The sequence below is a fragment of the Micromonospora sp. CA-244673 genome, assembly GCF_050948395.1.
In the GTDB taxonomy this organism is placed as follows: domain Bacteria; phylum Actinomycetota; class Actinomycetes; order Mycobacteriales; family Micromonosporaceae; genus Micromonospora.
Genome location: NZ_CP192019.1, coordinates 3173735 through 3195832, shown reverse-complemented (window position 1 = coordinate 3195832; position 22098 = coordinate 3173735). Strand labels below are relative to the sequence as shown.

Here is a 22098-nt window from a genome sequence, read left to right as displayed (position 1 = left end):
GGGTGAACGGTGGGGTGGTGCGCCGCAGCTGCGCTCAGGTGCGGTGGCTCAGAACGGTGTGACCGATCGCCGTGTCCAGGTCGGCGAGGAGTTCCCGCATCGGCTGCGGGGCGGCTGCCAGCAGGCGCCGCAGGTGCGCGCCGACCGCGTAAGGTGCGCCGTCGAGGATGAACTGGTCCAGGCGGCAGGACACGCAGATGCCGGCCAGGGCGAGGTCGAACGCGTCCAGTTCCTCGTACTGGCGCAGCTTCGTTGACAGGCGGGCCCACGACCAGGCGGCGACGTTCATGTCCGTAGGAACGTGCACCGTGACCGTGCGGAGGAACTTCCGCTGCTGCTGCGGTTCGACCTTGCCGGCCTGCCACAAACGTCGCGCGACCTCCTCGTGGGCAGTCGCGGCGAGGTACGACAGCCACGTGCGGATGACGGTGTGCTGAGGTTCGCCGACGAGCCGGTCCAGGATGAGGTGTTGCAGCGCGTCGGCGGGCGGCCGATGGTCGAGCACGTAGATGTGCCCCCGGTCGAAGGAGATCCGACCGGCGGCGGCCAGCTCGCCGAGCAGCGCCGCCGCCAGCCCGTGAGTGATCGCGCTCTGATGCAGACGCGGCCGGCCGGTCTGGTCGTCGTGGGCGATCAGGAAGAACTCGTCAGCCAGCAGCGCGGGCCGGTCCGGGCCACTCCCCCGCGCCTGCCGGTGTCTCGCGGGTGTGGGCTCCAGGTGCAGGTGCACTGCCGGTCGGTGATCTTCTGCGCCAGGACGTGTTGGGATCACCGCTGCTGGCCTTCCTCGCTCGGGGCTTCTAGGGGAACGGGGACCTTGAGCTTCTTGAGGACGTCCAGCCCTCCGGGGTGCCGGGCCAGTTCGTCAAGGGCCCATGCGTATTGGGCGCACGTCTTGCTGTCGGTGCAGTTGAAACAGGTGTCGCCGTCAGCGTGATGGACAGCTGTCCGGCGGGCCGAGTCGAAGGCATCGGCGGGGTGGTAGCTGTCGTCGATCGGGCTCATCGCGGCCTCGCAGTACGGTGTAGGGCGGAGAGGCGCTGCCATGTATCTCGATGCAGGGCGGGTGCTGGATCCATGGCGATGTACTCGCGCTCGGGGCGTTGCCGGAGCCCCCGTTACCACCAGTCGCTGGGCTTGGCGATGTCGGTTCGCATCCGGTGCGCGACCACGTCGACGGGGTTGCCGGGCGTGACGTCGAGGCCGAGGGGTCGCTGATTGCCGTCAAGCCGGAACGCGGCGCCCTGCGCCGGTTGGGCAGCGTCTGTGGTGTCGCGTGGTCAGCAGATTCAGGCATTGGAACCTCCGCCGGCCCTCTGCGCGCTTACGAGCAGGCAGCAGACCTCACCGGTCGGGCTGTCGATGGCTTCTACGGCTAGGCATCTCAGCCCGGATGCGGTGACAGCGGCTTTCCAGCCCTGCGGCCCTGACGTCCAGCGGGCGACGGGTACCCGGCTCCCGTCCGTCAGCCGCATGGTGGTCTGACGTGGGCCGAGCCAGCGCGGGTGCGGCACGGAGAACAGCAGCCGGCCGCCGGGACGCAGGTGTCGTGAGATCAGCGGCAGGAGCTGGTCAGGCGGGCACAATCCGACCGCCCCGAAGATCGAGAAGCAGATATCCAGTGGGTGCGTGCGGGCGAGGAAGATTCGCGCGTCGGCGCTGTGGAAGCGGATCGGCATGTGTCCCCAGCGGGTGCGCGCCCGGGTGATCTGCAGCGGCGCGACATCCACCCCGATGCAGTCAGCGCCGCGTAGTGCCAGCGGGGCCAGGTTGTCACCGTTGCCGCAGCCGAGTTCGGCCACGGTCAGCCCGCTCACCTCGCCAAACAACTCGATCCCTGGGCCGTGGCCCGGATACTGCGTCCACTCGACTCGGCCGGGAGTCATCGGTCGGTCGTCGGGCAGCGCGAGGAGGGCTTGGCGGTCCCACGCGTGCCGGTTGATCGCCGTCGAAGTGCTGGTATTCATGGGGCGCTACGCCTGGGTGACGTCGAGGCAGGACTGCACGTTACGCATCTTCTTGCCCAGGTTGATAAGGCTTCGGGCAGCTGCCTTAAGGTCCTTGGAGGCGGCGCGCATCGCGGCCAGGTTCGCCGCGTCGGCGTTGGGGTTGGCCTTGACCCAGCGGTCGATGGTGCGGGCGACGTGTTCGGCGAGTTCGGCCTCTTTGGTGACCACGCTGCGGAAGTGGCCGGCGGATTCGGTCCAGTTCCATGGGTGGGGCTCATGGCCGACGCCGGCGGTGTCGAGCTGGTAGTTGGTGTACTTGAGCGAGGTGCTGATGCCGTCGAGCATGTCCCGGACCGTCACGACCCGGCCGCTGGTGTCCCTGGCAATCGCCACGACCACTCCTCAAATGTTCCTGGGTGGCCGCGCACGGCGCGGGAGACGCCGCGCGCGGCCACCGTTTCGGATAGAGGTGGCCTGCGCGGGCAGGATGAAGCGGCTTCAGGCGCCGCGCGGCCACCGGTTCTTCTCAGGTCAGCGGGGCTAGGGTCCGCTCGATCCAGGGCACGCGCATGCCGGCCAGCTCGCGGCGCATCGTTTCGACGTCGGTGCCGAAGGGCACGACGCAGCCGCCGGACATGTTGGGAGCGCCCTGGCAGGCGTGGACCAGCCTGCCGCCGAGAGCCGCGTGCGCGAGGATGCTCTCGCGTCGCCGCGACTCGTTGAACCAGGTGCCGTGATATAGCTCGTCGAGCACTTCAGCGGTCGCCTTGTCCAGATCGTAGACCACTCGGGCGGCGGCGCACAGCATCCAGGCCGGGGAGACGTTGCTGATGTGTCCGTCCAGCTCGACCCGGTTGAGCGCCATCAGGGTGCCGCACTCGCGCAGCATCCGCAGCGTCCCGTCAGGCACGAAGTCCAGGCCAGGATCCTGCAAGTGCTCCTCACGGAACATGTAGGCGTAGACGTCGTGTGCGGTGCGCAGCACCTCGGCTGGGTCGGCGGTGGAGTGGCCGTGCTCCTTGACGAAGTCGAGCACGAGCTGCTCGACGGTTAGGTCTTCGCTCTCTACCGCCAGGAGCAGCTCGTCGCGGACCCGCTGCCAGTCGCACAGCAGCCAGCTCGGGTTCTCGTAGCGGAAGAAGAACTCCTCCGGCTTGATCGTCAGCGTCGGTCCGTCGATCGTGATGCCGGGGATGCGCTCCCAGGTCTTGGTGAACGGCACGGGCAGGTCGGCCTTGATAGCGTTGGCAGTGGCTACCGTCATCGCGGCAATTCCTCTCCAAGTGGGATGTGACCGTTTGCGGTGGTCGGGCGGCCCTGCGGAGCTAGCCGGCTAGCGGGGCCGCCACTACGAGCGGTGTTGTCCGTCCGGCGCTTCTCACCTCCTTGACTCGGCACCTGCTACGGGCAGCCATGCCGCCGTCAGCACCCGGATCAACGTGGGCGCCCGTTTGTCGTCGAGGTGGCCAGGGTGGAAGGTCAGGCCCACAGACAGACCGGGCTTCGGGTCACCCAGCCATGCTTGCGGCGCGGCCACCACAGCACGCGGCAGCGAGGAGCGCAGTCGCGCAGTACCGAACACGCGCCGCAGGGCCACCGCTGCCCGCAGCGGCGGCAGCCCAGCCGGAGCGGGCGTATCGGCAGATGTTCGACCTTGGCTGGCGCGGGCCGGTTCGCCGGCGAGACGGCGCTGCAGTCCGGTCACCGGGACCGCCCTAGCAGGCCTGCTGCTCGAACAGCCGACGCCACAGAAGGCGAGTAGCGGCGGATCAGCGGGCCATGGGAGGACGTCGACCTAGGCTCGAATGCCGGTACTGGCCGGCCACGGCGTTACGCGAGACGTACATCGTCACGCCGCCACCCCAACAGGAACGATGAGCGGCGGGCTCGCCGGGCAAGGGCGAGCCCGCCGCCGCATCACGGCGGCTGGGAGCAGACCGCCGATCACCCACCCACGCAGCCCTGATGGCGGTACGCAGGCGGGGCATCAGCCGCACGCGTAAGGGGGCGTCACACGATGGGGCCGCGAGAAGCGCTCGCCCATACCCTTGCCGTTCGGTGGTCCCGTCGTCCATCTTGAATCCCCTGGCGTGAGGCGGTGAATCGGTGCCGGCCGCGCACTTATCAACGTGGCGCACCGGCACGATCAGCTTCGCTGGGTGAACGCGGCGGTGGGGATGTCCTGGTGGTGCACTTACGGTGCACTGGCAAGCACGCCGGGTGCCGCTAAAATCGTCCGGCCGACAACTGTCGCCAAGGGAAGGACGTGCGATGGCCGCGGTGACGACCTGGACCGGCTGGGAAGCAAACGCGCTACGCCGGGCATTGCGGATGAGCGTCACCAGCTTCGCCGAACACCTCGGCGCTGCCCGGCGGACGGTGGCCAAGTGGAGCAGCCAGGGTGACAAAATCTACCTGCGTGCAGATATGCAGGCTGCCCTAGATACGGTGCTGGCGCGAGCCACCCCGGACGTCCGTGAACGCTTTGACGCACTGGTAAGAGCAGGTACCAGCGGTGCACTTGCGGATCCCGCGAAGCCGTCCGTCGCCATTACGCCGATCCATACTGGGGAAGGCAGCATTCACGACATCGACTCGGACGGCGACGTGCGGCGCAGAGACCTCTTAACGGGAATGACGATCAGCGGCATCGCCCTGCCGACCGTCGCACCGCTACTGAACGCGCTGGTCACGCCACCCTCACGAACCACCACGCGAGTTGCCCTAACGCTCCGGCAGTTCGCTCAGAACGTCAGCGCAGCTAAGACCGACTACCAGGCCTGCCGGTACGAGCAGGTTCTAGCCAGACTCTCGGCCCTGCTGCCCGCGCTGGAACCGACTCGTGCGGACACCGACGGCGAGCAGCGAGCGCAGCTAGAAGCCCTCGCCAGCGACCTCTACCACGTCGTCGGCAGCATGCTGCTCAAGGTCGGTGACAAAGGCATGGCCCTGGTCGCCGCCGAACGCAGCACACGTGCCGCTGCGACCAGTCAGGACCCGGTGGCGATAGCCACGAGCGCCCGGATCATGACCCACGCCCTGATGAGCAACGGCCACAGCAAGCAGGCACAGCAGCTCGCTGAAGACACGGCCAAGAACCTCCGACTCGGCACCCGACTCGCCTCGACCGACGCAGTCGCCGTGTACGGCGCCCTGCTGCTCCGCGGCGCTATCGCCGCCGCCCGCGACGACAACCGTGATAACGCACAGGCCATGCTCGACGAGGCCTCTCAAGCCGCCATACAACTCGGCTACGACGGCAACGACCGATGGACCGGCTTCGGCGCCACCAACGTTCTGCTGCACCGCGTCAACATCGCGCTGACCCTCGGCGACGCCGGCACCGCCATAGCCATCGCCCGCCAGGTACCTCAGGACAAGATCAGCCTCGCCGAACGGAAGGCATCCCTATTCGTCGACGTGGCCCGCGCCTACACCCAGTGGGGTCGCTACGAGCACGGCCTTAACGCACTACGCAACGCCTACCAGGTGGCACCAGAAGAGATCCGGTGTCGGCCGACGGTGCAGCGCATCGTCAACGACCTGGCAGTCCTCACCCGCGGGCACGTCCGTACCGCCGTCCTCGACTTCGCCCAGGCAGCAGGGATGCACGTATGACTAACGGCCACCTGCAAATCGTCGTATGCGCTGCCGGGCCCGCCGCAGACGTGACTCGACTGATCACCAACGCGACGCAACTCTCGTGGACAACGGCTGTCACCGCCACCCCCAGCGCCCTCGACTTCATCGACGCGGAAGCGATCGAGCGGCTGACCGGCCGCCCGGTCCGGTCCACCTACCGCTCGTCCGATCGGACCCACCGTTCGCTCCCGGTCGCGGACGCGCTCATCATCGCCCCCGCTACCTACAACTCCGTCAACAAGATCGCCCTCGGCATCGCCGATAACTACGCGTTGACGACAGTCGCCGAGCTGATCGGCCGGCAGGTTCCGACAGTGGTCGTCCCGTTCGTCAACGTCGCCCTAGCAGCCCGCGCGCCGTTTCAGCGCGCGGTGGCGGACCTCCGCGACGAGCGTGTGCAGGTCTTCCTCGGAACCGATCACGGATGGCAGCCTCACCCAGCCGGCAGCGGCAGCAGCCGCCAGAGGGCGTTTCCCTGGGCGGCGGCTCTAGAAGCGGCGACCCGGATGGCAAGCGACGCGCCCGCCAACAGCACCAATCAGGGCTGAACTCGCCTCACCGTAGGCGCTGAGGCAGGAACCGCGTTGGTCGTTTCGTGGCTGATCGGCGGCGGCCACGAAGCCCAACAGGCAAGAGCGTGACTGGCTCAGTTTCCGGCATGTTCGCGACCATCGCTGATCGGGCGTACGAGTTGCGTCTCGACGGCCGGAAGGGGTAGCAGCACCATGACACTGCCGCCGATTCGGTCTGTCAGCAGCCCCTTAAGCCTCTCCGTCGTCGCCGTTATTGGACTGAGCTGCCGCCCACACTTCTCGTAGTTTGTCGGACATACGAGTCGTGCTGTCCACGATGGCGCCCTCCAGCCGCGCGCCACACAGGTCCGCCTGGTCCAGCTCTGCGCCGCGTAGGTCCGCCCGGTCCAGCTTCGCCCCGCGCAGGTTTGCCCCGGTTAGATCCGCGCGCTGCAGGTTCGCGACGGTCAGGTTCGCGCGCTCTAGGTTGGCCCCGGTCAAGTCGGCGCGCTGCAGGTTCGTCCATCTCAAGTCCCCGCGCTCGAGATTCGCTCTGACCAGGCGCGCTGCCTGCAGATTGGCCGTGAACAGCTTCGCATCCTGAAGGTTCGCCTTGCCCAGTCCCGCGCGCTGCAGGTCGGCCGAAAAGAGCTGCACGCCCTGCATGTGCGCCCCAGCCAGGTGTGCGTCCTTCAGGCGTGCCTGGCCGAGGTACCCGCCCTGCAGGTCCGCGTGCTCCAGGTCCGCCCTCTGCAGGTTCGCCGCGGTCAGGTCTGCCCCCTGTAGGTTTGCCTCGACCAGGTCTGCCCTCTGCAGGTTCGCCTCGACCAGGTCTGCGCCCTGCAGGTTCGCCGCGCTCAGGACCGCGCCCTGCAGGTTCGCTGCGGTCAGTTCCGCGCGCTGCAGGTTCGCCGCGGCCAGGTCAGCGCCGCGCAGGTCTGTCCGAGCGAGGTCGACGGAGTTGGATTCGGGGCGGTGAGGGCGGCGACCCAAAACCGTCAGTGCGGCTTGGACATCGGTCGGCTGCACCAGTAAGCCGGCGGTGTGGACAGACATGGCGTGTTCCGCACCAATCGGTCCAGTCGTCGCCGACGGGGCCGACGCTGGTCGGGTCCGTTCGCGGACGAACGCGGCGAGGACCTCGACGACGGTGTTGTGGTCGCGGTCGGACTCGGCCATCAGGTGCTCGAGCGCGTAGATGCCGCCAAGCCGTTCAGTGAGCTTGTCTGAGGCCAATTGCCCGATCGCCTTCATGTAGCGGTCGGTGAACTGGCCCCGGCGGCTCAGGTAGAAGGTGCGCGCCGTAAAGGCCGCACCGGTGAGCACGACCAGGCCGCCCACCGCGGCCAGCAGGGTCTGCCGGGTGGCGTTGCGGACGTCGGCCTTGTCCTTGCCCTGAAGGTGTTTAGCCGGGGTCGCCCACCACGCGACCGGTCCGAGAATCAATATCAGCAGACCGGTCAGCAGCAGCACCGTTAGCGGCATCCAAACAGCCGGCCGCTGGAGGACGCGCAGCATGGACGTGGCCAACACTCGTCGTTGCACATGCCGAGTACAGCGGATGCGCGCCACATCGGTTGTGCGGCCCGCATGATCAGCTGCCGACCACGACGATCGTGTACGTGACCCCCGGGCACCATGAGCCGGTGCGGCAGATCGTCGGGGGCTCCTCGGCGTCGACGTCCTAACCCCAGTGGCACCCGTACCGTAGCGAGGCTCATCCGACACGAAGCGGGTGGCGGGTCGGTTGGGCCCGCCACGCGCTCGGGCCCGGTCGCCCCGAACAGGCACCGCCCGAATCCGTCGGCTGAGCGCGTTCATCGGTGCCGTAGGCGTGGCAGGGTGGCGAAGTCGCCGACCGCTTCGGGAATCGGGAACGGCTTAGCGAAACACCGCTGTGGCTACGTCGGGGGCGCCTGCCAGCCCAGTACGCCAACCGAGCGCTCCCTTCTGCATCTCCGCGTGCGCTGCGGAGATCCCCCGACCGTAAAGGAGGCCGTGAATAGCGACAGACAACGCCCTTGCCGCCGGTTGCCAGCCGAAGGGCGCCATCATCGAGCCTGTCTGCGAGGACGTAGACGTGCTCCACCGCGGGTGCGGCAACATCGCTAGCCCCAACGTAGAAGGCAGTCTGAGGCAGCTTGACCACCGCCGGCGGGCTCCCGTGGCGGCGACCTCCACCGGCATGAGTCGCCCGTCGACTGGCCCACCCCAGAAGGCCGGGCGGCGTCCACTCCACCTACTCAAGGCCTCCGACCGGATCGACAAGATCGCCGCCGACGCGGCCCGGCACGTCGCCCCGAACGGGTTCAAGGCGCAGGTCGTCGTGTACGACAAGGAAGCCTCCGTGCTGTTCAAGGCTGCCCTCGATCGGTACCTTCCCGCCGAGGCGTCCGCGGTCGTCATGTCGCTGGAGACCCGAGATCCGCAGGCGTGGAAGGACAACTTCGGCTTAGCGCCCGTCCTGCCGATCTTGTAGTGGTTGATCGCTGACGATGTGCCGGTGGTGCGTCGTGGTGAACTGACCGATGAGGCGTGGGCGGTGATCGCGCCGCTGCTACCGGAGCCGGGCCGCGGTCGGGGGCGGTGGCGGGATCACCGGCAGGTCATCAAAATGATCTTGTGGAAGCTGCGCACGGGTGCGCCGTGGCGGGACCTGCCGGAACGGTATGGCCCGTGGAAGACCTGCCACGAGCGTCTGCGTCGCTGGACCGCAGACGGGACCTGGGATCGAATCCTCGCCGCGGCGCAGGTTCATGACGACGGCGCACCGGTGCAGTGGACGATCAGCGTCGACTCGTCGATCGTGCGGGCGCACCAGCATGCCGCTGGCGCCCGCAAGAAGGGGGCTCCCCGGCAAGTCCGGCGACGCCTGATGCGCAAGACGGTGAAGCCATCGGCCGACCCCGCGGCGGACTGAGTACGAAGATTCACCTCGCGGTCGAGGGTCGTGGACGGCCCTCCACGGCAGCCTCAAACCCGCACCGCCTACGACGAGCCCACCGCCTGGCAACACCGCGAAGAGCATGATCAAACGACAGCAGCTTGACGCCCAAGGCTCATGGGATGCCTGTCAGCGCTTCTGTCGCACATGGTTGAGGAAGTGGCCAGCGCTTGAGCGTGCTCCGGCCGGTTTACCAGGCCAGATAGAACCCCTCGGACCCGCAAGCCCTCGATCATTCCGCGCGTGTTCCGGATCTTGGCTGACCTGTCGTTGCGAGGCTTGGGAGCCCCGCAACCGCGGGGCCTCCCCGGACTCGTTGGGTTGCCGTCACTGCTGGCTGGTTGGGACGTTTTCCTACGCCTACTCGTCGGACGCGAGCCCGCTCGGCTCGTCGCCGTCCAGCAGTCCCGACAGCCATTTATCTTCGCCGGTCAATCGTTGAGCCGGAGGCCGAACATCCTTGATTGCTCGAACATCGTCCCGCAGGTGAGCTCCTGCGCCCCTTCGGATGAGTACCACCACCTCTCTGGCATCACACTTGGGGCTGTCGCAGTAGAGCTCCAGACGACCCGGATCACGGGCACTATCGGAGTACGATCGCTTTAGCCGCCGCTCGCCGCAGAAGTAGCAGGGGAAAGGCAGGTAGTCGCGATCAGCACGGGCTCTGCGAGCCGCTGGCTGATCACCTTCGGCGAAACCAGTTCGGTCAAGCACCGGTTGCTGATCGCTGGGCGTCCGCCCCTTCGCCTTCCGGATGGTGTTGACAACATCGCGGGCAGCGCGCTCAGCGTTGCCGGCCTTCTCCTCAACGTAACCGGCCCACTGCCAGCCTTGCCCACTCCGGGCATCACTCCGTCCAGTCCACACACCTGCAGCCAATCGCGCTGCATACTCCATCTCGGCAGTAGCCCCAGTGAGGTGCCTAGCGTCCTCCTCGTCAAACTCTCGGGCAACGAGTGAGTCGGGAACGGGCGCGTTCGCTCGAGCCCGGACCTGCTGCAACTCGATCTCCCATTTGTCTGGGCTCTCTAGATCATCACTCAAGGGATTCTCCTCTGCGAGGATCGGCGGTGATCACATGACGAGACGGAGCGTCACCGACCCATCCTTCCACAAGGGATCATGAAAGGGGCGCCCGAAGCCTCCGCCCATGACTGGCAACGGGGTCGAGCGACCTGAGCCGCTGCGATACGTGCAGCTGGAGCTCAGGACCGGCCGATACTTCGTTGAAGTTCCTCACCGCGGAGGTAGCTGCAGATGGACCTCACCCAGCTGAAAACCGCGCTGGACCGGAGAGGTGTGTCGGCGCGGCGGTACAGCCTGAGCGGGGGGTTACCGAACGGCGGGTTTGGCGTGGATCACGACGTCAATGGGTGGACTGTGTATTACAGCGAGCGTGGCCAGCGGTGCTACATCATAGAGAGCTACCGCTCCGAGAACGATGCTTGCCACCGGCTGTGGGAGTTGATCACAGACGGGCAGCCACTCCCCGAAGATCCGCGGCAAGCGCCCTAACGACCGCCCCGGCTTGAACCTGCGGCAAGTCGATGCCTGCTGACGCCTGGCTAACAAGCTCTGTGCGGGTCGTCCAACGTTGCGACTGTTCGCATGCCGGCCGGTCGCTGTTTCCGCCCCCGCTCGTTGGTGGCAGCGGTGGTGTCTGGTATGGCGGCTCTTAGTCCTAGTGTCTCGCCGAGTCAGGGTTCCCATATGACCATCCTGACCGTGGCAGCTACTCGTTGTGACGGTTCGTCGGTCGAAGGGCAAGCGCCTGCCTGACTGCCCGCAGCGGGTTGGGCAATGACAGGTTGCATCGAGAACAGTTTCCCTGCGCGAGGTCTTGACCCCCTATGCCGCAGTATCTGCAGGTCGCCTGGGGCTGGGCACTCAGTGCCTGCTGTAATGCCTCGACAATGCCGCTGTGCGCCATGTCCGCTTCCCTGATGTTCTCCACGGCATTGTTTCGGACTAGGGCATCGTCATGCCGCAGTCCTTCTGCAAGAAGGATCTGACGTTCAGGAGCGTCGTCGCGGACCCCGGCCATGACGGCACTGAGTAGTATTGGGTCCTCTTCATGCCGCCACCGCCTGACCAGCGCTTCTTGGTCAAGATAGAGCGCGAGGTGTGCTGCCAAGAACCGATTGCGGGTGGGCACGGTCGTATCGGCTGCCGTCGTTTCGACGCGGCCGCAGGCTAGCGATCTATGCTCGGGCGGCACTTGAGCCAGAGCAAGCTGCCCCTGCCGGGCGAGCAGGTAGCTTCCCGTGAACAACGTGCCTAACCATTCGATCGTGGCGGACACGTCGATCGTGTCCCAGTGCACCAGCCGGCACGGAGGTGAGTCGTAGTCGAGCCCGACGTGGAGGTCCTGCGTGGCGGAGGATTCCTCCAGCCGAACGGCGGCCTCGGAGGCGAGCGAATCTTTGTCGATGCCAGCGCGCTCGACGATGAAGGCGATCATGGCCGCGAGGTTCAACTCGTCAACCGCGATAGCCTCTTCTAAAGCTCCAGCCTCAAGGGTCATGAAGGCGAGCCCTCTGACGAGCATTCCAATGCTGTGCAGTCGGCGGCGCTCCACCGGTTTCAGCTCGCGCGGGTTCCCCAACTCCTGCATGCGTTCGAGAAGCCATTTATGAGATGCCCGACTACGCATAGTCCAGCCCGCAAAGTCAATCACGGCGCTAGCGCGGCGTTGTTTAGGAGCGTAATCCAGCCTGGCCAGCAGATCAGAGATTTTGTTGTAGGTGGCATAGGAGCAGCGTTGGTAGGCAACTTCTTCAATTCGTTCGGCGACGTCCGGTTGCCCGGCGGGAAGGCGGGCCGCTGCTCCTAGCACGACTTCGGAAAAGGCGACCTTGTGTGGGCTCGTAGTGCCGAGGTCGAGAACCCCTTCGTCGTTGACGTACGGTCGGTCGGATTCATCTACGGCAGGTACGGACATCATCACGGAGAGACAATCGGTGAAGGCGTGCGCTTCGTTCCATCGGTGCGCTAGCAGTGCCTCCCATGTCGGCAGGTGTTCCAGCGGCACCACTCGCTGGACAAGTTCCCGAACTTGTTTGCTACTCGCAGGAGGTGAGGGGATCTGGGCGACCACCTCAATGATGTCCATTGCCCGTTCGTCGTGTGCAACCGCCTTCTCTGCCAACGTCTCTACGAGCCTTGCGGTGCCTTGCTCCGATGCGTCCTCTCGGTCAGCTATGCCCCGCGCAGCGGCTAGCAGTAGGTCGAGATCCTTGCTTCTGGCACCCACCTCGGTCAGCGGTGTGAGCAAGTCCGGTTCCAGCGAGACTGCCAGGGACAGTAGCGGTGCCATCGTGCGATCGGCTGCAGCCTGGACAAGCAAATCGTTACGTGTGAGCTCAGGTGCTTCGGCGAGATGACGGGCGGCTGATGTCTCGATGACGTTGCGCGCCCGCGGATCGATTCCACCGGTTTCGTCCCGGACGAGCACGCCCGCTTCGTCCCAGAAATCAAGACAGGCGCGCGAGAGGGCGCGAGCGACGCCGGGCACCAGGCCGTGTTCCTTTTGGAACTGCTCGGTGAGCAGCCGACCGACGCGGCTCTCTGACGGGGGACGCGCGCTCGTGACGCTTTCCCAGCCGACGATTGCCAGGGCGCCGATGAGCGCCTCCTCGATCTGGGCGGCGGGGAGCGCCGGCATGCTAATCCCCCGTCGCCCGCTCCGCCGCTCCCAGTCGTGCGCCACCCGCCTGATGACCGAGTCCATCAGCGAGGCCACTCCGGTGCGCCTCGACGATGTGCGGTTTTCGGACGTCTCGAGCGCGAGAGCCGTAACAAGCAGCGGCGTCTCGGCAAGATAGCGCGACGTCATCAGCCGCTCGCCGATCTCCTGCAGGCGGTCGCCTATCCACGCGTCGTCGCGGCCATCGCGACGCGCGACCGCCCGAACGATCGGTTCGGCGATCGACTGTGGCGAGAGTGGGGGCAGGACGCGCGCTTTCCGCCAGCCGAGAACCGCTGCGGAGGCGTAGGCACTGGTCCGGGTGGCCAGCAGCACGTCGCAGTCGGGGTGCAGATGCGTTAGTAGGCGACGAATCCACCGGACGACCTCGCGCCGGTGTTCGCGTGTCTCGTCGAGCGAGTCAAGACATACCAGTAAGCGTCCCTCCGCGGCTGCCCGGTGGACCGCCTCCATCAACGCATCGCGATCCGCAGGTTCAGCAACCTCGCTGGCGATCACGGCAAGTTGCTCCAACGGGTGCCGTTCGGCCGAGAGGGTCGGCAGATAGAAGTTGTCCGCGTTGCCGGAGGCGAGCAGGGACCGCAGATCCATCAGGACGGGCAGGACCCACCGTCGTTCCGCCTCTCGCCGCACGATGTCACGCAAGGCAGTGGACTTGCCTGATCCGGGCGCACCGAGCAACAGGACCCGACCGTAACGCCGGAAATAGATGTCGAGGTCAACTCGCGCGTCTCCCTCACCCGTGGGCGCGACGTAGCAGTCGATGGGGGCTTCAATCAACGGCAGGTCCGCTCCGAACGCGAGAAGATCGATACCACGGGGGCCCATAGCTCGCTGGTAGTACCGGTCGACTGCTGCGCGCTCCGCCATCCTGCGCGCTGACACGCTCCCGGCTGAACTCCTAACGAGGTCGAACGGTGGACGGGCGAGGCGTTGGATCCACTGCCCCAGATCGAGGCCGGTGCGGAGAGCGGCGGAGCGACGATGAGCCGTCGCCAGCGCCGAGACCGCGGCGTGGCCCTGGCCGACGGCCACCACGGCACCGTCCAGAAGAGCGACGGCGACGGGTTGGCCGCCCCGCCTCGCATGCCAGGGAAAGACCGCGATCGACGCCCGATCGAGCACCGCGTCTCGAACCCCGGACGACAGATGCGACAAGGCAGCGATGAGCTTCGTGAGTGCCTTCTGTTCGCTCGGCGATGGTAGGGAGGCGTGACGATCCCGCCTTCGGTCCAGGGCATCAGCCAAGTGCTCGATCTCACCCGCAGCAGCCGCCGCAATCGCCACCATCGGCGTACAACCCTCGGGATCCGCGGTAATCTGCTCCACCCACTGGTCGATCACCTTGCGAAACGGGCTACCGTCCGCTGTTGTCAGCTTCAACGACTTCTTCAGCTGAAGCAGGACCCGCCGTCCATCGGTGAACGTGACTTCAAGATCGTCGACCGCCTCGTCGACCTCTGCCCTGATCAGAGACGGGGTGCCGTGCGTACGCTCGTCGCCGCTGATCTCGATCCCTATCCCCCGAAGACCGTGTGCGGCGATGTAGGCCGCGTAATCCGCGCGAAAGTCTCCACCCAGCTCGTTCTCGGCGCCCCCACGCGGACCCCGGCCTGCGACTCCGGTCGGCATGGCGCCAATGATGCAGGAGGATGCTGACTTCGCGCACTACGCCGCCCCGGTCACCATGTTGAACGCGCGGCAGGAAGACGGGCAAGGCTGTCGAACGACGCCCGCCGTTGGACGGTCCTACACGAAGACCGCCAGCTTGGTAATCGCATGGATCTCGAGCCTCGGCGGTTGCACGCTGCGGTCGCACATGTCAGCGTCCGCGTGGGAACCGTCTCCGCACCCCTCTGCGTGCCCTGATTGACCCCTACATCGGGCACGGACCGACCCGCCCCCTGCCCGACATCTGTCTGACCGCGCTCAAGCTCAGAAAGCAACAACGTGGCGAGGCCGGCGCAGTCGCGGCAAGGCGTGGCACGAAACCGACCTCGTATTCACCATTCGCCACGGCACAGCCATCGAGCCGCGCAACTTCCAGCGTTTCTGGCAGACGCGGTGCGAGAAGGCGGGAGTCAAGCCGATCACCGTCCACGACGCCAGGCGCACCTGCGCCACGCTTTGGCCGACCTCGACGTCCGCCCCAGCGCCGCCAGGCAGTTGCTGAGGCACGCCCGCTTATCCGTGACGATGGAGATCTACGCCTAGGCATCGACGAAGGCGAACAGATGCCCTTAAACGCCTCGGCGACTCACTCGGGCGCTGACGAAACCGCTGTACAAAGCTGCTGTACGACAGCAGAAAGGCCACCTCCCGAGCCGGGAAGTGCCCTTTGACCTGCCTGGGCGATACTGGGATCGAACCAGTGACCTCGTCGGTGTGAAGCGGGATGCCGCACCGCCGCCGACCTGCGGAAGCGCAGAACTGCAGGTGGGCCCGAGTGCTGTTCATTGCTGTTCGGTGCCGTTGGGTGAGCTGGCTGTCGTTGCGTGCGCCCGTCTGTTCCCATCCGCTCCCCCGAGATCCCGGTCTCCATGGTCAGGCGGTCCCCGTCAGCCGCATCGAAGTTGTTCCGGCAGGTGGTGCTGTCGGCCGCTCCCTTCATGGGCGGGGCCATAGGTCCACCTTGCCTGCAGCCGGCTTCTCGCCTGTGCATGCTCGGCCTGAAGCAGCCGCGGCGTAGCGCGTCACAGCTGTTCGACTACCTGCCGTAGTTCCGGGTTGAGGGTCCAGCCGTGCGTGTCGAGCAGCCCGCGCAGCTCGGCCAGCGCGGCGCGCGCCGGTGTGCCGGTGGTCAAGGTTGTGTAGCGGGCGGCGACCGCCGGCGTGCGGCTCTGGCCTGCGGCGCAGTGCAGCAGCACGACATGGCCCTCCTTGCGCAGCTCGAGCAGCATGCGGGCGGCCTGATCGACTACGAAGTGCGGGTGTGCGTTGGCGCCGGGCTGGTCGACTAGCCACGCCCCGACCCTGTTGGCGACGGGCACGTCGTCGAAATCGTCGCAGCCAACGCGACAGAGGGAGATCACCGCGGTGGCGCGCGCTGCGGCTGCGTCGGTGTGGAGGTTGCCCAGGATCACCCCGGGGTCGTGCGGGTGTGCCCGCATCAACGGTGCGACTGCTTGCCGTGGCGCGCGGGCGCAGCCCGGCCAACCGCCCTGGCCGGCCTGGCCGCGTTGGGCGCTCAGCACGCTCAGGCGGATCAGGTCCGCCGCACGCCGCCGCGGCCAGCCGTGAACGGCGCGCTGCCAGGCCAAGGGCACCGCGGACGAGCCCCACCGGGCGCCGAGCAGTGCCCCGGCGATCGCCGCGACGGTGTCGGTGTCGTCGCCGACACGGACCGCCGCGGTGAGGGCGTGTTCGAGATGTTGGCAGGGGAAACTGCCCTGACGTGGGTTGTGGTCCGGAACGTCGGTGTGTGTGATCGCCGACCAGGCGGCCTGCAACGCGGGGACAACAAACCCGTTGGGCCGGAACTGCTCCGGCGGCTTGGACTCCGCCTCGGCCAACCAGCCCGACCATCGGTCACGGCGTTGCGCGGGCAGCAGGTCCAGACCCTCGCGTACCCCGTCGAAGGTCCCGTCGAGAACCGCCCGGCGGATCCCGGCGCACCACAGCACACACGCGTCCGCGGCCAAGGGGTCGTAATGGGTCAGCTCACTGACTGCGCGGGCGGCTTCCGCGAGTGCCTCCGGATCGCCGAGATAGGCCAGCGCAACCGGCGCGGTGCGCATCAGCGACCCGTTACCGGCGCTGCGGCCAGTCCGCCGGTGCAGATCGGTGGCTGCGTCTCGCATCGCCGCGGCGATGCCCGGTCCGTTCGCGTGCGAGACCGCGTCCAGGACCTTGCGGGTCTGTGCCCCGATGTCACTGGCGCCCTCCCGTCTCCACCGGAGAAAGTTGCCAGCGATGCGGTCGAGAAAGTCGCTGCGGCGCAGGTCCGCCCCGGTGGCGGACACCTCCGCGATACACATCGCCATCTGGGTGTCATCGCTGTACTCACCCGGCGCGTACGGGCCGAGTCCCCCACCACGCATCTCAGGCTGCTCGTTCGCCGGAAGCGGCGCACCGAACTCGTACGGCACGCCCAACGCGTCACCGCACGCCGCCCCGAGGAGAACACCGGCAGCCCGGTCGCTCTGAATCGCATCCAGCCGCACAATCGCTGTCATCAACTCCCCCACCCCCGCAACTCCCACATCCTCATGGCCGTCGCCACCGTCACAAGGCCGCTGGCCACTATGTCAGCCGGGTACGACGTTCGGTACGCCGCTCGGGCCTACATCAACGCGCTGAACCAGGAGACCTATGGGCGCCTGTCCGCCTTCGGGTCGAACAGGGGAACGAACCGCCGTGCCTGCGGCAAGGTCAGCGGGAGCAGCAAATGGACGAGATGCCCCACTAGCCACGAGTCGTGCACGCCCGTGCCACGCAGCCGGCCCACCGCTACCGGCGTACAGGTCCGGGTGTCCCTCTGCTCCCCGGCTATCGCCAGCTCGCAACTTGCTTGGTAGATGAGGACGCCGGCTGCAGCTAGGTGGTCAAATCTTGTCGGAGCCTGGGCCTAACATGTACGGCGTAACCCAAAAGGTTGTAACGGGTGTTCCCCCAGCTGAGCTGGGAGCCGGGCACGCCCCCCACCACTCGCATACCAGGCGTCCGCCCCACCCCTTGGAGGTGATCGACATGCCACCCAGGCGTTAAGTCCCGCGCACCGAGCGCGGGCGGCCGGAAGGCGGTCGTCACATGGCCCGCACCGACGTTCACCGACCCGAGCGAGTGCAGCAGCTGGATCCGCACTTGCGTTACTGGTTTACCGACATCCACCGACACGGCTCCGGCCCGTGCGACCTCGACAAGTTCCTCGCCTCGCCCGCCTGGAACCGCACTCGCTGCTACCGGCAGCCCTCGGCTCAGGCCCCGAACCTTTGCGGCTGTCAGCTCTGCACCTTCCAGTCGCACCGTAAACTCGCCCACCGGCAGGAGCGCGTCGCTTGGCGTTCGATCCGTCGGCAGCTCCTCGCCGAGCACCGCGGCGACGAGCGCGACCTCGACGTGCCCCCGATCCGCGGAAAGGCCTGGTAGCAGTCAGCCGCGGCAAGTACCTGGCCTTCAACAACCGCTCGCCATCTGACCGACATGGTCGACGAGTGGAGCCTCGTCGCCGACTCGACCGAGACGGCGCCAGGAAGGCGCTGGGGGTTTGAGGTTCCGGTGGTGGAGGTCGGGCTTCAGTTCACCCTCGCCGATGCACCACCACCGGAACCTCGCCAACGATCGCTCAAGCTGGCGCGGCTGAGCGCGCCGAACCTGAGGCAAGGCTCAGCAGTCGTCCTGCTTCCACTTGCCGTCTTCCCGCACCCACGGCTCCTTGTTCTGGTTCAGGGCAGGCACGTCATAGGTGTAGGTCACTCGGGCCATCTCACCTGAGATCTGCGCCTCGAAGCTCTTGAGTGGCATCGCCTTGCCGTACATCTGCTTGGCGGCCGTCAGCATCCCGGTGAACTCGCTGAGGGTCACGCGCTCCTTGCACCTGGCCGAGAAAAGGTCATACCCGACCGTGGGCTTCACGTCGAGGAAGGCGTCCGAGTACGCCACCACCGCCTGGCGAAGTTCCGCCTCCTCGCTGGCGGCCTGAGCGGTCGGGCTGGCCGCCGTCTCCGACGCCGTGCTGGCGGCGGGAACTGGCGATGTCGAGGACGGAGCGGCTTCCGGCTTATCGGCGTTGCTGCCGCAAGCAGTGAGGGAGAGCAGGCAAAGGGGCATTACGATCATGGCGTTGCGGATCATGGCGCGCACAGTACTGCCGCGATAGCCCTCGATACTCGATGGGATTAGGCGGTCAGCTCGGCTGACTCTCCAGTCGGTCGGCGCGCGCTGGCACCCCTCCTGCGTGGGCATGAGGCGGACGACACAACGGCCGTAACGCCTCGATGCCGCGCAGATCGTGCCGCCCGCTGTCGCCACAGCGTTCGGATGGCCTCCGTGGCTGCAGCGCGTCGACGAAGTTGATGACCATAAGTTCGATAAATGGCTGTACATGCCTCGTACGCCGGCGAGGCGCTGTCCGAGCCGGGAGCCCGGGCGATCTCGGGAACGCCGTCTTCGATGAGCCAGGTCCTGCTGCTGCCCCGCCGCTGCGCCGCCGCCGGGCAGATGACCCAGCGGATCTTCGAGGCCGTCCTCGCCGGCTCCGCGCCGCTCCTCCCCGCCGATGTCCGAGGCGGCGCCGCGTTCGTCCCGCCATCCCTGATCGTCCGGAACGCCACCGACGTCCGGCACCGCGTCGGCTGGCCGGCCGAGATCGCCGGCACCGGCGAGCACACCCGAATGATCCCCGAATGCCTACGGCACCTCGACCCGTTCCGGCTCTCCACCCAGCTTGACGTGGTCAATCGCCTCCTGCGTAACCCGAAACCGGTGGCGTCATTACTCACCGTGTCCTCTCGCGCGACGTCACCGGCCCCCTACCCTGGAGAGCCATGGACAGGATCGCCATCATCGGCTGCGGTGGCAGCGGCAAATCCACCATCGCCCGGCAGTTCGCCCAGATCCTCGACGCACCGCTGACCCACCTCGACGCCGTCTACTACGACGAGCAGTGGCGGCCGTTGCCGCAGGACGAGTTCGCCGCCCAGCAGGAGAAACTCGTCGCCGGGGAACGGTGGATCATCGAGGGCAACTATGCCAGGACCCTGCCCATCCGGCTGGCTGCCGCGGACACTGTCATCTTCCTCGACCTACCCGCCGCCACCTGCCTGTGGGGCATCACGCAGCGGCGCTGGCGCTACCGAGGCGGGCAGCACCACCAGGATGGCGTCTACGACCGGATCACCTGGAACTTCGTCCGCTACATCCTCGGTTACCGGCGCAGAATGCGACCCCGGTTACAGAACCTTGTCCGGGAACACGGACCTCACGTCCGGCTTCTCACCCTCAGCAGCCGCCGGCAGGCCAACCAGTTGATCAACCGTTTACGGAACGAACACCAGCCCTTGCCCTAACGGCAACGGGACGGGAGGCAACCGATGCCAGCCAACCGTTCCTTGACCGCGCAGTGGTCCGTGGCGACCTCTACCGCAGCGCCGCCCGGCTCGCGCACCGCACCCGAGCACTGCACCACGTCGTGATCAGCGGACGGGATTCGCCATCACGATCGCCGACCTGCTCGCCGCGCGGATCACACCCGGTGCGGTGGTACTCGACATCGCCGTGGATGCGACACCACAGCCCTACAGTTGGCCACCCGGCTCCGTCCCCATCGCCTCGTCGCTGTCGACGCCTCAGCCGCGCTACTGACCGCCACCCCGCGACCGCCTCGACGAGGCCAACGCTGCCGCCTACGTGGTCTGCCCCGACTTCCACCACCTACCCCCTGCCAAATCGGTTAGCTGACGCGGCGGTCGCCGCCTTCTGGCTCTACCACTCACCGACGCCGGACACCGCCATCGGAGATCGCCCGCTGCCTACGCCCCGGCGGCACCGCTGTGCTGGTCACCAAATCGCTGGACAGCTAGACAGAACTCGACCATCTCGTCAATGCCGCCGGCCTCGACCCGCACGCCAGGCGACGACCGGGCCTCTACGAGAGCTTCCAGAGCGGCAACCTACGCGAGATCACCGCCACCAGCTTGACCGCGCTCGACGTCCGGCATGAGGAACATGCCTTCCGCTTCATCACACGACGGACTGACGCGAAGATCCACCTCGCCGTCGACGGACGCGGCCGGCCGCTGTCAAGCCTGCTCACGCCCTGCCAAGCCGGCGACAACCCTCAGCTGCTCGCCCTGCTCGACGCGATCCGAGTCAACGAGCCCGGATCTAACCGGCCACGCAAGCGCCCGCACGTGTTGATCGCCGACAAGGGTTATGCCCACGACTTCACCAGACGTGCCCTGCGGCAACGGGGAATCCGGCACGTCGTCCCGGAACGCTCGGACCAGGTCGCCCGCCGGGCCGCCAAGGGCGTCCGAGGCTGAGGCCTTCTTAGCTGATCATGTCGATGGCGGCGCCGATTGGTTCGTGGAGTCGGGTCATCCACATCTGCAGCCGGATTTCGCCGTGGACGCGGTCGATGACGGGCCAGCCGGCCATAGGCGGGGCTCCTTGCCAGGAACTGCCGGGGACGGCCGCCAGCATGGCAAACCACCCCATAGCGTAGGAAGATTCCGCTTCCCGAGCCCGCAATCTCATCGAGGCGGCCACCGTGGACCGACCGCGCCTGTCAAGGGTCTGTCGCATATACGCAGACCCACTCACCCTCGACCGCACCCAGCCGATACTTCCCGGCGTGGCGGACTACGACATCGGTAAAACGGCCGTCGATGCGATCGTCGGCATGTTCGGTAACTACGCGGGCGCGGAACTCCTGGCGCTGCGGCAGGCTGTCCAACGCAGGCTGGGCCGCAGCGACGAGTGGGTGGCGTGGGACGCCGACGAAGGCGACGAAGATGCCCAGGAAGCGCTGGCCCGCGCCATCACCCGCCGCGCACGGGAAGACACCGGCTTCACCGTGGAACTCACCGACCTGCTCAACCACAACGCCGGGATCATTCGGGGCGGCGACCGGGACCGTGTGGCCGGGCGGTCGGTGAAGACGGGCGACATTCACGGCCACGGCACTATCGTGGCCGGGGCCGGGTCGCGGATCCGTATCGGCAACAACACGTATCCGGTCGGCGGTGTCCTCGGCGCCCTTGTCATTGCCGCCGCGTTGATCTTCTACGGCGGTGTGAAGACCGGGGAGCACACCGGCGATGAGGCGCCCACGTTGACGAGCACCTCGACGTGCGCGGAGTACATGTCTCAGCCGGATGAGGTGCGGGATGAGGCGATGCGCCGGATCGCCCCGCAGGTAGGCCGGCAGGTGTCGACGTTTTCGCTGCTCAACCTGGATTCGACGTGCGGCGGTTCGGGGTCGCGGCCACTGGGCGATGCGATGAGAAATTCGCTGCCTGAGGCGAAGTAGCCTGCGCTCTGATCGACCCGGTGTTGTAGGAGGTGAGGCATCGGTGGAACGTTGGGAGTACGGAACCCTGTACACGATCTACCCAGGCCCGGACGGCAACGCGAGAGGACTGTTCCCCCGCTGCATGTTCGCCACCGACGGCAACAGGCGCATGTTTCCCAACTCCGGCCATAAGGTGTGGAACGAACTCGGCGCCGAAGGCTGGATCATCGACGCGGAACCCGACGCGAAGCGGTTCGTGCCTGAGTGGCTGGAGGCGGCGGCGTACGGAGAGGAGAAGCTCCCGAACCCGTATGGGACGCCTGCCGAGCCGGTGTGGTCGAAGCAGCACGCCCGGCGGCGAGTCGGCTAACTGCGGCGACAGCGGCTAGGTG

The 22098-nt window shown here is 67.0% G+C and carries 16 protein-coding genes and 2 pseudogenes; 9 read left to right on the top strand and 9 right to left on the bottom strand.

From position 1 onward, the window contains the following. Nucleotides 1-34: 34 nt before the first annotated feature. The 5 genes from ACQP12_RS14880 to ACQP12_RS14860 form a co-directional block, all read right to left on the bottom strand. Nucleotides 35-730, bottom strand: a complete 696-nt coding sequence (locus ACQP12_RS14880) for a GOLPH3/VPS74 family protein (RefSeq protein ID WP_433288401.1) — start codon at nucleotides 728-730, stop codon at nucleotides 35-37. A 38-nt stretch (nucleotides 731-768) separates the two neighbouring features. Beyond that, nucleotides 769-1005: a hypothetical protein gene (locus ACQP12_RS14875; protein WP_433288399.1), complete on the bottom strand. Its 237-nt coding sequence runs from the start codon at nucleotides 1003-1005 to the stop codon at nucleotides 769-771. Between the two features lie 284 nt (nucleotides 1006-1289). Then, the gene (locus ACQP12_RS14870; RefSeq protein ID WP_433288397.1) at nucleotides 1290-1967 is read right to left on the bottom strand and encodes a class I SAM-dependent methyltransferase; all 678 of its coding nucleotides are present in this window, start codon (nucleotides 1965-1967) and stop codon (nucleotides 1290-1292) included. Between the two features lie 6 nt (nucleotides 1968-1973). Continuing rightward, complete coding sequence (locus tag ACQP12_RS14865; RefSeq protein ID WP_433288395.1) at nucleotides 1974-2342, bottom strand: hypothetical protein; 369 nt, start codon at nucleotides 2340-2342, stop codon at nucleotides 1974-1976. Between the two features lie 133 nt (nucleotides 2343-2475). Continuing rightward, complete coding sequence (locus tag ACQP12_RS14860) at nucleotides 2476-3213, bottom strand: hypothetical protein (RefSeq protein WP_433288393.1); 738 nt, start codon at nucleotides 3211-3213, stop codon at nucleotides 2476-2478. Between the two features lie 1007 nt (nucleotides 3214-4220). Here ACQP12_RS14860 and ACQP12_RS14855 point away from each other — a divergent pair. Continuing rightward, complete coding sequence (locus ACQP12_RS14855; protein WP_433288391.1) at nucleotides 4221-5567, top strand: hypothetical protein; 1347 nt, start codon at nucleotides 4221-4223, stop codon at nucleotides 5565-5567. After that, nucleotides 5564-6139: a flavoprotein gene (locus ACQP12_RS14850; protein ID WP_433288389.1), complete on the top strand. Its 576-nt coding sequence runs from the start codon at nucleotides 5564-5566 to the stop codon at nucleotides 6137-6139. Before ACQP12_RS14855 ends, ACQP12_RS14850 begins: the two co-directional genes overlap by 4 nt. A gap of 213 nt (nucleotides 6140-6352) precedes the next feature. On the opposite strand, the gene ACQP12_RS14845 is transcribed toward ACQP12_RS14850, so the two are convergent. Next, a complete protein-coding gene (locus ACQP12_RS14845) occupies nucleotides 6353-7576 on the bottom strand; it encodes a pentapeptide repeat-containing protein (RefSeq protein WP_433288387.1) in 1224 nt (407 codons plus the stop codon). Between the two features lie 691 nt (nucleotides 7577-8267). On the opposite strand from ACQP12_RS14845, the gene ACQP12_RS14840 reads away from it, so the two are divergent. Next, complete coding sequence (locus ACQP12_RS14840; protein WP_433288385.1) at nucleotides 8268-8582, top strand: hypothetical protein; 315 nt, start codon at nucleotides 8268-8270, stop codon at nucleotides 8580-8582. A 27-nt stretch (nucleotides 8583-8609) separates the two neighbouring features. After that, nucleotides 8610-9085 (top strand): annotated as a pseudogene (locus tag ACQP12_RS14835) (IS5 family transposase); the annotation flags it as partial. A 1694-nt stretch (nucleotides 9086-10779) separates the two neighbouring features. Here the strand turns inward: ACQP12_RS14835 and ACQP12_RS14830 are convergent. Both ACQP12_RS14830 and ACQP12_RS14825 read right to left on the bottom strand, forming a co-directional pair. After that, nucleotides 10780-14385: an NACHT domain-containing protein gene (locus ACQP12_RS14830; protein WP_433288383.1), complete on the bottom strand. Its 3606-nt coding sequence runs from the start codon at nucleotides 14383-14385 to the stop codon at nucleotides 10780-10782. A 1061-nt stretch (nucleotides 14386-15446) separates the two neighbouring features. Then, the gene (locus ACQP12_RS14825; RefSeq protein ID WP_433288381.1) at nucleotides 15447-16928 is read right to left on the bottom strand and encodes an ADP-ribosylglycohydrolase family protein; all 1482 of its coding nucleotides are present in this window, start codon (nucleotides 16926-16928) and stop codon (nucleotides 15447-15449) included. Nucleotides 16929-17502: 574 nt separating this feature from the next. Here ACQP12_RS14825 and ACQP12_RS14820 point away from each other — a divergent pair. Further along, complete coding sequence (locus ACQP12_RS14820) at nucleotides 17503-17841, top strand: hypothetical protein (protein ID WP_254336675.1); 339 nt, start codon at nucleotides 17503-17505, stop codon at nucleotides 17839-17841. Nucleotides 17842-18078: 237 nt separating this feature from the next. On the opposite strand, the gene ACQP12_RS14815 is transcribed toward ACQP12_RS14820, so the two are convergent. Then, the gene (locus tag ACQP12_RS14815; RefSeq protein ID WP_433288379.1) at nucleotides 18079-18546 is read right to left on the bottom strand and encodes a hypothetical protein; all 468 of its coding nucleotides are present in this window, start codon (nucleotides 18544-18546) and stop codon (nucleotides 18079-18081) included. Between the two features lie 692 nt (nucleotides 18547-19238). On the opposite strand from ACQP12_RS14815, the gene ACQP12_RS14810 reads away from it, so the two are divergent. From ACQP12_RS14810 to ACQP12_RS14795, 4 genes and pseudogenes are all read left to right on the top strand, one after another. Next, nucleotides 19239-19760, top strand: coding sequence for a topology modulation protein (locus ACQP12_RS14810; protein WP_433288378.1), 522 nt, complete (start codon nucleotides 19239-19241; stop codon nucleotides 19758-19760). A 693-nt stretch (nucleotides 19761-20453) separates the two neighbouring features. Next, nucleotides 20454-20732, top strand: a pseudogene (locus ACQP12_RS14805) (transposase); the annotation flags it as partial. 314 nt (nucleotides 20733-21046) lie between these two features. Further along, nucleotides 21047-21724 (top strand): hypothetical protein, encoded by a 678-nt coding sequence (locus tag ACQP12_RS14800; protein WP_433288376.1) that lies wholly within the window; start codon nucleotides 21047-21049, stop codon nucleotides 21722-21724. A 43-nt stretch (nucleotides 21725-21767) separates the two neighbouring features. Beyond that, nucleotides 21768-22076 (top strand): hypothetical protein, encoded by a 309-nt coding sequence (locus ACQP12_RS14795; protein WP_433289595.1) that lies wholly within the window; start codon nucleotides 21768-21770, stop codon nucleotides 22074-22076. The last annotated feature ends 22 nt before the right edge of the window (nucleotides 22077-22098 follow it).